General features: G+C 56.7%; 10 protein-coding genes and 1 tRNA gene. 6 read left to right on the forward strand and 5 right to left on the reverse strand.

Features of this window, described 5'->3' with window-relative positions; genetic code table 11:
- Positions 1-3: 3 nt before the first annotated feature.
- From infB to DWB63_RS01270, 5 genes are all read right to left on the reverse strand, one after another.
- Complete coding sequence (gene infB, locus DWB63_RS01250) at positions 4-2,865, reverse strand: translation initiation factor IF-2 (protein WP_128326984.1); 2,862 nt, start codon at positions 2,863-2,865, stop codon at positions 4-6.
- On the reverse strand, positions 2,866-3,108 hold the full coding sequence (locus tag DWB63_RS01255; protein WP_128326985.1) for a DUF448 domain-containing protein: 243 nt from the start codon (positions 3,106-3,108) through the stop codon (positions 2,866-2,868).
- 20 nt (positions 3,109-3,128) lie between these two features.
- A complete protein-coding gene (gene nusA / locus DWB63_RS01260) occupies positions 3,129-4,511 on the reverse strand; it encodes a transcription termination factor NusA (protein WP_206613113.1) in 1,383 nt (460 codons plus the stop codon).
- Between the two features lie 59 nt (positions 4,512-4,570).
- Positions 4,571-5,029 carry a ribosome maturation factor RimP gene (gene rimP, locus DWB63_RS01265; protein ID WP_128326986.1) on the reverse strand — a complete coding sequence of 153 codons (459 nt, stop codon included), beginning with the start codon at positions 5,027-5,029 and terminating at the stop codon, positions 4,571-4,573.
- Positions 5,030-5,146: 117 nt separating this feature from the next.
- Positions 5,147-5,222, reverse strand: a tRNA-Gly gene (locus tag DWB63_RS01270).
- Between the two features lie 135 nt (positions 5,223-5,357).
- Between DWB63_RS01270 and DWB63_RS01275 the strand changes: the two genes are divergently transcribed.
- From DWB63_RS01275 to DWB63_RS01300, 6 genes are all read left to right on the forward strand, one after another.
- Positions 5,358-6,134 carry a flagellar hook-basal body protein gene (locus DWB63_RS01275; RefSeq protein ID WP_128326987.1) on the forward strand — a complete coding sequence of 259 codons (777 nt, stop codon included), beginning with the start codon at positions 5,358-5,360 and terminating at the stop codon, positions 6,132-6,134.
- A gap of 17 nt (positions 6,135-6,151) precedes the next feature.
- Entirely contained in the window at positions 6,152-6,934 is a 783-nt protein-coding gene (gene flgG, locus DWB63_RS01280; RefSeq protein WP_128326988.1) for a flagellar basal-body rod protein FlgG, read from the forward strand.
- A 36-nt stretch (positions 6,935-6,970) separates the two neighbouring features.
- Positions 6,971-7,984: a flagellar basal body P-ring formation chaperone FlgA gene (gene flgA, locus DWB63_RS01285; RefSeq protein ID WP_128326989.1), complete on the forward strand. Its 1,014-nt coding sequence runs from the start codon at positions 6,971-6,973 to the stop codon at positions 7,982-7,984.
- 15 nt (positions 7,985-7,999) lie between these two features.
- Complete coding sequence (locus DWB63_RS01290; protein WP_128326990.1) at positions 8,000-8,695, forward strand: flagellar basal body L-ring protein FlgH; 696 nt, start codon at positions 8,000-8,002, stop codon at positions 8,693-8,695.
- 125 nt (positions 8,696-8,820) lie between these two features.
- A complete protein-coding gene (locus DWB63_RS01295) occupies positions 8,821-9,900 on the forward strand; it encodes a flagellar basal body P-ring protein FlgI (RefSeq protein WP_241648539.1) in 1,080 nt (359 codons plus the stop codon).
- 1 nt (position 9,901) lies between these two features.
- Entirely contained in the window at positions 9,902-10,663 is a 762-nt protein-coding gene (locus DWB63_RS01300; protein ID WP_128326992.1) for a rod-binding protein, read from the forward strand.
- Positions 10,664-10,721 lie beyond the last annotated feature (58 nt).

Raw genomic sequence — 10,721 nt, forward strand, 5'->3', positions numbered from 1 at the left:
CTTTTAGTCGATGGTGCGGGCGACTTCCTTGGTCTCAAAGGCCTCGATGGAGTCACCCACCTTGACGTCGTTGAACTTCTCCAGGCCGATGCCGCATTCGTAGCCCTTGGCAACTTCACGGACGTCGTCCTTTTCGCGGCGCAGGGATGCGATGTGGCCTGTATAGATGACCACGCCGTCGCGGAGCAGGCGAGCCTTGGCTCCGCGGGTGATCTTGCCGTCCACCACGAAGCAGCCGGCAACCAGGCCGATTTTGGGTACGCTGAACGTGGCGCGGACATCCGTCTGACCGAGGTAGACTTCCTCGATGTCCGGCGTGAGCATGCCGCTCATGGCGTCCTTCACTTCCTGCACCAGCTTGTAGATGATGTCGTAGAAGCGGACTTCCACGCCTTCCTGTTCGGCAATCTGCTTGACCTTCAGGTTCGGGCGCACGTTGAAGCCGAGAATGATGGCTTCGGATGCACCGGCCAGCAGGATGTCGGATTCGGTGATGGCACCGGCACCGCCGTGGACAACGTTGATCCGAACCTCGTCGGTGGAGAGTTTGTTCAGCGCCTCGGTCACGGCCTCGAGAGAACCCTGCACGTCCGCCTTGAGCACCAGGTTCAAGCTCTGGGCCTCGTCGTTCGGCTTGGAAGCCAGGAAGGACTCCAGGGTGACCTTGGTCTTGGAGGAGAGAATCTTCTCACGTTTTTTCATGGCACGCGACTGGGCGATGCGGCGGGCGACTTTTTCGTCATCCACCACGAACAGTTCGTCACCAGCCTCGGGCAGGCCGTCAAAGCCCTGGATTTCCACCGGCATGGCCGGTCCGGCAGATTTGATCTTCTTGCCCTGGTCGTTGAACATGGCGCGAACCTTGCCGAAGTGCACACCGGATACGAAGCTGTCTCCCTGGTTGAGGGTACCTTCGGAAATGAGCATGGTGCCCACCGGGCCACGGCCCTTGTCCAGGCGTGCTTCGACAATATGGCCTCGGGCGTGCTTGTCCGGGTTGGCCTTGAGTTCCAGGACTTCGGCCTGGAGCAGGACCATTTCGAGCAGCTCATCCAGGCCGGTCTTCTGCTTTGCGGAAACGTAGGCAAAGATGGTTTCGCCACCCCAGTCTTCGGCGGAAAGCCCCAGTTCGGCCAGTTCGCGTTTGACGTTGTCGGGGTTGGCACCTTCCTTGTCCATCTTGTTGACGGCAACAACGATGGGAACGCCGGCCGCCTTTGAGTGGCTGATGGCCTCACGGGTCTGGTCCATGACGCCGTCATCGGCTGCCACGACCAGAATGACGATGTCCGTCACCTGTGCACCACGCATACGCATGGTGGTAAAGGCTTCGTGGCCCGGAGTATCCAGGAACACGACTTCGCCACGGTCCGTTTGGACGTGGTAGGCACCGATGTGCTGGGTGATGCCGCCGGCTTCGCCGTCAGTGACGTTGGAGAGCCGGATGGCGTCGAGCAGGGAGGTCTTGCCGTGGTCGACGTGGCCCATGATGGTCACGACCGGGGGGCGCGGCTTGAGGTCTTCTGCCTTGTCCGATTCAATGGGAGTCAGGAATTCCTGCTCATCGAAGGAGACGTTCTCCACCTCATAGCCGAACTCGCTTGCGAGCAGGCTGGCGGTGTCGAGGTCGAGGGATTGGTTGATGGTCGCCAATACGCCCATGCCGAACAATGCCTTGATCAGGTCCTGAGCCTTGATACCCATCTGATGAGCCATGTCAGCCAAACGAATGGTTTCGTCGAACTTGATCTTGCGCTTTGCCGCCTTCATGGGCTGTGCCTGGGCCTGATCGGCCTGCATCATCTGTCCCTTGCGACCCTTCTTCTTCCGGCCTTTGCCCTGAGAGAAGTTGTCGTTGTAAATCTTGTTGGTATGATCCTTGTTTCCACCCGTGGCAAATTCAACCACGCGGCGATCCTTCTTGCCCTTTTTCTTCTTGCTGCGGCCATCGGAAGCGTTGGGGTCGGGAACGGGATCAGCGGTTTGGCCTGGGCCGGGGCGGACGTGACCTGGGGCCGGACGTCCGGGTGCGGGACGGCCGGGACCTGGGCGGCCAGGACCGGGACGGCCTGCGGGCCTGGGGCTCGGACGACGCTCGGGGGTTGCCAGTTTGGCAGCCTCGCGGGCCTGAACCTCTGCCTCAGTGGGCATGGAAATGATCTTGACTTTGGGAGCTTCGGGCTCTTTCTTTTTCTTTTTCTTCTTCTTGGGTTCGGCTGTGGCTGTCTCTTCAGTGACAGGCCCTTCCGAAGCTGCTTCTTTTTCGGCCTTGACGGTCGGAGTGGCGGACGCAGATTCGGCTTTGTCTTCAGCTTCAGGAGCGACTACGGGTTCTGCAGGCACGGGTTCGGGGGCGGCCTCTTCAACCACTGCGTCCTTGACCGAAGCTTCTACGGCCACGGTTTCTTCGACAACAGGCTCCACCACAGGTTCTTCCACCACGGCAGGTCTGATAACCTTGACCTGGGGTTTGGCCTGCTTGGGGGCTTTTTTCTTGGCGGGCTTGATTTCTTCGGTCTTTTCTTCGGGGGCTGCGGTTTCAACCGCGACCTCAGGCTCTTGGGCAACCTCTACCGTTTCCTCGACCGTTTCTTCAACCAAAGCACTCTCTTCCTCTTTCGAGGACGTCCGTGTCTTTTTGCCCCTGCGTCGGATGATGACGCCTGAGTCGCCAACACGACGGACTTCTTTTGTGCTTGGGCCGCCATTTTTCAATTCCGCCTTGAGGCGGTCCACATCTTCGTCTTCCACAACGGTCTTCTGGCTTTTCGCCTGAACGCCGATCTCGCGAAGCTGCTGAATGATCTCCTTGTTGCTGAGATTCAGCTCAGCAGCCAAGTCTTCTACCCGAACCTTTGCCGTCATCTAATCACCTCTCCGTTTCTTCATCAGGCCCATGACCATTTTCGGGAATCGTTCCCGGCATCGGGCCTGGCCGCATACATAATATCCGCGTCCCGGTTTGTCTTTCTCCGGGTCGTAAATCGGACTTTCATCCGATTTGATTGCATCTTCCGGACGAACATACCGCGCCAGTTCCCCCTTGGGGAATCTTTCGCGGCAGACAACGCACATACGAACAGGCTCGTGAATGTCTGCCTGGCTCATGCGCTGCCCTTTGTCCGGTATTATTTCGACTCCTCGCCTTCGGCGGGAGTTTCTTCTTCAACAGGTGCTTCTTCCGTAGTTTCAACAACTTCCGCTTCCTCGGCAACCTCTTCAGTCGTGTCGACGGTGTCGGACTCTTGGTCCTTGACCGTGTCTTCTTCCGCACTCTGGAGAAGGTCTGGGGCGAGCATGTTGATGGCTACTCGGATGTCCGCAATTTTCCTTTCGGTCATATCCTTGATGGCGAGGAGGGCCTCGTCATCGGCCAGTACAATGGATTCAATGGATTCAAAGCCAGCATTGAAGAAGTTTTCCATGGGAACTTCTGCGACGCTTGCGATCTGATCCATGCCCTTGCGTGCGGCGTTGAGTTCGCCGTAACGGGATTCGGTGAAGATGTCTATCTTCCAGCCCAGGAGTTTTGCTGCCAGCTTGACGTTCTGCCCCTTGCGGCCGATGGCCAGGGTGAGCTGATCGTCGGGACAGACCACTTCCAAGGATTCTTCATCGTCGTCCACCGTGATTCGGGTGATCAGGGCCGGGGACAGGGCGTGTTGGGCATACATGGCGATGTCAGGACTCCAGACAACGATATCGATGCGTTCGCCCTTGAGCTCCTGAACCACGTTCTGGATGCGGGAGCCACGGATGCCGACGCAGGCTCCGACCGGATCGACGTCACGGTCGCGAGACATGACGGCCACCTTGGCGCGCAGGCCGGGATCGCGGGAAACTCCCATGATCTTGACCGTGCCGTCGGCGACCTCGGGAACCTCGCGTTTGAACAGTTCGATCATGTATTCCGGGTGGGACCTGGAAACCACGACCTGCGGACCACGGGATTCCTTCAATACATCTATTATATAAGCCTGGACACGATCACCGCGTTTGTAACGCTCTCTGGGGATCTGTTCGTCCTTGGGCAGCAGGGCCTCGGTACGACCGAGGTTGATGATCCAGCCGGTGCGGTCGCGACGCTGGATGATGCCGCTGGCAATCTCGGACACACGGTCCTTGTATTCTTCGTAAATGATTTCCTGTTCTGCATCGCGCATACGTTGGATGATGACCTGCTTGGCGCTCTGAGCGGCAATGCGGCCAAGATCCTCGATTTTGAGCGGGAAGCCCATTTCGTCGTCCAACTGGGCGTTGGGATCGTGAGCGGTGGCGTCCTCCAGCGAAATTTCGCTGATGGGATCGTGCACTTCTGATACGACTACCTTGAATTCAAAGACCTCGATTTCACCGAGTTCCTCGTTGAATGCCACTTCGATATCCATGGTTTCGCCGTATTTGCGAGCCACGGCCGAACGGACAGCCTCTTCAAGGGTATCAATCAACAGGTCACGGTCAATGCCCCTGTCTTTGCTTATCTGGTCGATGGCTTTTTTCAGCTCCGACATGATCAAACCTCCGCTTGTGCCTGGAAAGGGACTCTGCCCGATCCGGCAAACATTATCACCTAAAATTCGTGGACCAGATTGGCTTTTTTGATGGTCAGCCAATCGAATTCCAAAGTTGCATCATCTACGTTCAGGGTAATGGTGTTGTCTTGAACACCGGTCAGTTCCCCCTTGAACTTGCGGCAGCCGTCCTGCGGCTCGAAGAGCAGGACCTGGATTGTCCGGCCCATATACCCGCGCATTTGGTCCGGCTTGAAAAAAAGCCGTTCCAATCCCGGAGAGGACACTTCCAGAGTGAATGCTCCGGGGATGAGTTCTTCTACTTCGAGCATGAGTCCCACCTGACGGCTGACCTCGGCGCATTGGTCGATGTGCACGCCGTCGGGACCGTCGATGTATATGCGAACAACACGCTTCGTACCGGACGCAGGGGAGGTCAGGCCCCAAAAGATATAGCCGAGGTTTTCAACCTCCGGCTGGATCATTTCCGATAACATTTCTTCGAATGTCTGGCGCATCGTCTCAATTCTCCCCGACAGCCGGTTTGTATCCGGCTTGGACAAATAAAAAAGGTGAGCCCGAGCTCACCTACGCGAACCCCGCAATGTTCTTTTATTGAACTTTGCGAAAGGCTTTGGAGCGGGTGACGGGGGTCGAACCCGCTACTTTCAGCTTGGGAAGCTGACACTCTACCAATTGAGTTACACCCGCTTGGAAACGAGCCTATTTATACATATATGTACGGGTTGTCAACAAGCATCCTGAAGCTGTTCGGGGTGGATTCGGGTTTTGTCTTCGGGTTGGCATGCATAGTGCAAATCTCCTCTCGAACAGGAGGATCGCTCTATGCGAGACAGTACTTACAGCGCGATATTTGGCGCTTTATCCAATGAAATGAGGATGTCATCCATCGCCAATAATTTGGCGAACGTGAACTCGTCGGCTTACAAGAAAGACAAGCTGGCGTTCCATGATACCTTTGTTCGTTTCGCGCATGACAACCTTGTGGACGCAAAAACGCACATTCGTGGAAAAGATTTGTTTCCCAAGGCCAATGTCATGGCCAAGGCCCGTCTTTCTGCGCAACAGATTGATTTCACCCAGGGCGGGATGGAGCAAACAGGCAACCAGCTTGATTTCGCCCTGTCCGGCGAGGGCTTCTTTCGTCTCCAGGGCGATGGTGAGATGCTCTATACGCGGGCCGGCAATTTCATAGTCGATGCAGCCGGCACACTCAGAAGCCAGGACGGTTTCCCGGTCATGGTGGAGGGCGGTCCGCTGACCGTTCCCCCCGGCGCACACCTCGAGGCGGACGCTCTGGGCAATTTGTCCATCAACGGTGAACCGGCCGGTTCCTTTGATCTGGTCTCCTTCAATGATCTGACTCTGGTGGAAAGGGCGGGTGGAAACAACTACCTTGCGCCTGTCGGCGTGGCGGAAATCCCTCCTGAAGATCTCACCGTGTCTCAGGGTTTCCTGGAAAAAGGCAATGTGGACGTGGTTACCGAAATGGTTGCCATGATTGAGGTTCAGCGGGCGTTTACCATGTATACAAAGATGATTCAGTCTGACAGCGAAATGGATACGAAGCTGATCACTCAGGTCGGTCGTCCAACCTTATAATTTCGGAGGCTTTGACTATGATGCGTTCTCTCTGGACCTCTGCAACAGGCATGGTCGCCATGCAGACCCAAATTGACACCTTGTCCAACAACCTGGCCAACGTGAGCACCACTGGTTTCAAGAAAAGCCGGGTGGAGTTCGAGGATCTCATGTACCAGACCCTCAAAATTGCAGGCGGCCAGAATGCGGATGGAAACCGGACCCCTGTGGGTATGCAGATAGGCATGGGTGTCCGCCCTGTGTCGGTCCATAAATTCTTTACCCAGGGCGATTTTCAGAACACGGGCAACCCGCTGGACATGGCCATCGAGGGTGAAGGGTTCTTCAAGATCATGATGAATGGCGATGAAGTCTATACCCGCGATGGTTCCTTCAAGCTGGACGATGAGGGCAAGGTGGTCACCGCCGGTGGACATGCTCTTCAGCCGGAATTCAGCGTTCCGGCCGAGACGGTCAGCCTCACCATTTCCGAAACCGGCAACATGGCCGCCCTGGACAAGGACGGCACTGTCTTGGCCGAGACGGATATCGATCTCTACCGGTTCCAGAACCCCGCGGGTCTCATTGCCGCAGGCAGGAACATCTATCGGCAAAGCGAAGCGTCGGGCACGGCCGTGGCCGGAACGCCCGGTGACGAGAATTTCGGTACCATCGCCCAGGGATACCTGGAGGGGTCCAACGTGGAAATGGTGGATGAAATGGTTGGTCTCATTGTGGGACAGAGGGCTTTTGAAATCAATTCCAAGGCCATCACCACTTCTGACGCCATGTTGCAGACCGCCATCAACATCAAGCGGTAACGGGTAGTCGGTTTCAGTCCGTTGCAAGGTAGGTTCATGCATATGTCGAGCAAGCAGAATTCGAACACATCAAGGTCAAGGATCATCCGTTACATCGTTGCGGCGTGCCTGGCCGCTGCCGTGCTGTCCTTGCCGGCCCTGACCGGGGCGGACAAGGGGAAAGCCTGGCAGGCCCTTGTGAGAAGCGCTGCCTGCGTAAAGGGTCCTGACGTCCTTCTCGGAGAGATCGCGGACCCGGTCAACGACATCGCCCGGAACCAATGGAAGACCCTGGCGTCCATCAAGCTTTGGAGAGCCTCCACCAAGCCGGGACATCCCGTGATCGTGACCAGGGAAAAGCTGAAAGGCGCACTGAAATACTACATCGGCGACATGGTGAACAACCTTGTCCTTCCCAGCCAGTTGAGCGTGCAGACTTCGGGCCGGGTGATCGACGAACCGGAACTGAAGTCCCGTATTGTCGCATTTTTGACGCCACGGGCTGCAGACCTGGGCGGGGATGTGGAATTCACCGATGTCCAAATGCCACGGAATATGTTTTTCCCCAACATGTATGACGAGTTGATCATCAGCATGGACTCGGACTTGAAGCCGGGACGCAATCAGATCAAATTGCATGGCGTCACGCCTGACGGGAAGGTCATTTCCCGTAAGTCCGCCGTGGTTTTCGTCAACGTCTGGAAGGCGGTGCCGGTGGCTGCAAGGCCGTTGAACAGGAATGAGCGTTTGACCAAGGACAAGATATCATTTCGCCGGGTGAATCTGGCTTACAAAACAAATGTGTGGGACGGCACCGGCGGACCGTGGCGCATGGCCCGCACCCTTGGAACGGGACAGGCCTTTACCTTGTCCCATCTGGAACCGGTTCCTCTCATCGAAAAGGGGGAGCGGGTCACGCTGATGTACCAGGGAAATCGGGTGCAGCTCGCCATCAAGGTCGAAGCCTTGGGTGAGGCCGGTATGGGGCAGCAGGTGTCTGTACGGAACATGCAGAGCAACAAGATCATAATGGCAACCGTGACCGGTGACGACACCGTGGTTGTCAGGTAGCCAAGGAGACACGTCATGAGGCGGTATTTCATCATAGCCATGGCATCCATATTGTTGGCGGCCGGTTGTGCCCCCAAGTACGAGGAGCAGCCCATGCCCGAATTGACTCAGCCCGTTTTCGAGGAACAGGATCCGGCCTTGAATCCCGGTTCGCTTTTCGACTCGGGCAGGTCTGAATTTCTTTATGACGACAACCGTGCCAGCCGTGTGGGCGACATCGTCATGGTGCAGGTGGCGGAGTCCGCCACCACCAAGATCAAGTCCGAAACCACGGCTGACAAGTCGAACGACATCAATACGTCGGTTACCGCCATGCCCACGACCGGCCTGATCGGGGCCATTCCGCTTGCGGAAACCCTGGGCGCCAAAGCCGGCATGGGCATCAGGGCCAATCAGTCCTCCGAGTTCAGCGGCAACGGTGAAACCAAGCAGGAATCTGAGTTTGACGCCACGGTGGCCACCCGGATCGTGCGCAGACTGCCCGGCAACATCCTTCAGGTGGAAGGGGCACGCCGCATCAGGGTCAACCACGAAACGCAATTCCTGGTGGTGCGCGGCCTGATCCGTCAGCGGGACATTTCGTCCAACAATACAATTCCCTCCACCAGCCTGGCAGAGGCCCAGATCGAAATCTACGGTCAGGGTGTGCTGGCGGACAAGCAGCGTCCCGGTTGGCTGTCAAGGATTCTGGACAACATATACCCCTTCTAATGAGCATGGGTAAACACAGTATATCAAGAGGTTGAGGAGTGAATATCATGATCCTGAATCAGCGCGCAAACCGAATCGATACCGGCAGGACGATCCGTTCTTTGAGTCTGGCATTGTTTTTTGTCATGCTGATTGTTCCCTGGGCGACCGTCCTGATGTCTTCTGAAGCACGGGCGGCCCGCTTGAAGGACATTGCCAGTTTCAGCGGGGTGCGAACCAACGAATTGGTCGGGTATGGTCTGGTGGTCGGCCTGGCAGGTACAGGTGACGGTACCTCAAGCACGTTCACCATGCGTTCCATGTCCAACATGTTGGAGAAGATGGGCGTTGAGACGGATCCCGACAATCTCAAACCCAAGAACGTGGCTGCGGTCATGGTTACGGCCAAGATGCCTGTTTCCACTCAGCCCGGTTCTGCCATCAACGTGACCGTCTCCTCTCTGGGCGATGCCAAGAGCCTGTACGGCGGTGTCCTGCTGGTCACCCCTCTCAAGGGGCTGGATGGGCAGGTCTATGCCGTGGCGCAGGGGTCCTTGACCATCGGCGGTTTTTCCGTAGGCGGTGAGGCGGCCGATGCCCAGAAGAATATTCCCACGGTGGGGCTTATCCCGAATGGCGCATTGGTGGAACGGGGCGTTCCCTTCAAATTCAACAATCAGGAGCGTATGACCTTGAACCTGACCGTGCGGGATTTCGGCACCACCATGCAGGTTGTCAACAAGATCAACTCCAGCATGGGCGGCAGTTTTGCCGCAGCCAGGGATATATCCACCATTGAGCTGCAGTTGCCGGATCAATTCCGTGGCAACATGGTTCCCCTGATGGCCTCTTTGGAAAATCTCGAGATTTCGCCCGACGGCAAGGCCCGTGTGGTGGTGGATGAGAAAACCGGCACCGTGGTTCTCGGGCAGGACGTGCGTTTGAACAAGGTTGCCGTGGCCCACGGGAATCTGCAGATCGTTGTTTCCGAAAGCCAACAGGTCAGTCAGCCCGGACCGTTCTCCGACGGCGAGACCGTGGTCACTCCCCAGACGGACATCCAGGTCCAGGAGCAGAACAACCAGTTGATGCTCATGGAAGGTGCGACCCTCCAGGAGCTGGTCGACGGCCTCAACTCCATCGGGGCAACCCCCCGCGACCTCATTTCCATCATCAGAGCGTTGAAGGTGGCAGGTTCCCTGCATGCCGAACTGGAGGTTATCTAGCATGATCAGCAGTAATATTGATCCCAAAATGGCGGCCAGTGTAGCCGATACTCAGGATCTCGCCAGATTCAAGACCCAAATGGACGGGCTCAAGCGGAATCTTTCCGGCGGCGGCAAGGACGAGCAGGAGCAGCTCAAGGAAGCCTGCAAGAGCTTTGAGGCCGTGTTCATCGGCAAGCTGTGGCAGCAGATGAAGGATTCCGTGCCCAAGGAGGGCTACCTGCATTCCAAGCAGGAAGACAGCTACATGTCCATGTTCGACAAGGAATTTTCAGAGAAGATGGCTGACGCCGGAGGCATTGGTCTGGCCGACATGATCTATGCCCAGTTGAGCCAGAGACTCAAGCAAACCAGTGACACGACCCTGTCCGGCGGAGTCGAAATCAAGCCTCTTGTCCCCAAGCCTATCGCCTTGAACCCGAAGAGTGAAGCCATTCCGCTTTCCGGCAAGGAAGAGGGAATGACTCTGGAGGATTGGGGCGGCTCGGAAACTGTAAGCATCTCAGGCGGCAATCGGATTGAGAAGGCAACGGAAGCATCCGTATCCTCCGGGGCCGAGGTCCGCATGTCCGCACCCCAACGTCTGAACGATATGGAAGTTCAGTCACGGCTTGATGAGTTGACTCGTCGGCTTGAGGCTCAGAGAATTCGCGATGGGTTGTTGAGCGGTGCTTCCGTTGAAAAACAGGTCAAGGGTTACAAGACCGGCAGCAGCAACGGCGGGAATGGGATCATTGGCCGGAAACTTGCAGAAATCGGTTGAGCACGCTGGGCGAGGTGCTGCTAAAATTAAGATTTATTAAGAAAATATAAACGATTAG

This window comes from Pseudodesulfovibrio sp. S3, assembly GCF_004025585.1.
In the GTDB taxonomy this organism is placed as follows: Bacteria; Desulfobacterota; Desulfovibrionia; order Desulfovibrionales; family Desulfovibrionaceae; genus Pseudodesulfovibrio.

What these genes read in the sequence shown, in the direction of transcription:
- infB (WP_128326984.1), bottom strand. Translation starts at nt 2,865, where the DNA reads ATGACGGCAAAGGTTCGGGTAGAAGACTTGGCTGCTGAGCTGAATCTC.
- DWB63_RS01255 (WP_128326985.1), bottom strand. Translation starts at nt 3,108, where the DNA reads ATGAGCCAGGCAGACATTCACGAGCCTGTTCGTATGTGCGTTGTCTGC.
- nusA (WP_206613113.1), bottom strand. Translation starts at nt 4,511, where the DNA reads ATGTCGGAGCTGAAAAAAGCCATCGACCAGATAAGCAAAGACAGGGGC.
- rimP (WP_128326986.1), bottom strand. Translation starts at nt 5,029, where the DNA reads ATGCGCCAGACATTCGAAGAAATGTTATCGGAAATGATCCAGCCGGAG.
- DWB63_RS01275 (WP_128326987.1), top strand. Translation starts at nt 5,358, where the DNA reads ATGCGAGACAGTACTTACAGCGCGATATTTGGCGCTTTATCCAATGAA.
- flgG (WP_128326988.1), top strand. Translation starts at nt 6,152, where the DNA reads ATGATGCGTTCTCTCTGGACCTCTGCAACAGGCATGGTCGCCATGCAG.
- flgA (WP_128326989.1), top strand. Translation starts at nt 6,971, where the DNA reads ATGCATATGTCGAGCAAGCAGAATTCGAACACATCAAGGTCAAGGATC.
- DWB63_RS01290 (WP_128326990.1), top strand. Translation starts at nt 8,000, where the DNA reads ATGAGGCGGTATTTCATCATAGCCATGGCATCCATATTGTTGGCGGCC.
- DWB63_RS01295 (WP_241648539.1), top strand. Translation starts at nt 8,821, where the DNA reads ATGCTGATTGTTCCCTGGGCGACCGTCCTGATGTCTTCTGAAGCACGG.
- DWB63_RS01300 (WP_128326992.1), top strand. Translation starts at nt 9,902, where the DNA reads ATGATCAGCAGTAATATTGATCCCAAAATGGCGGCCAGTGTAGCCGAT.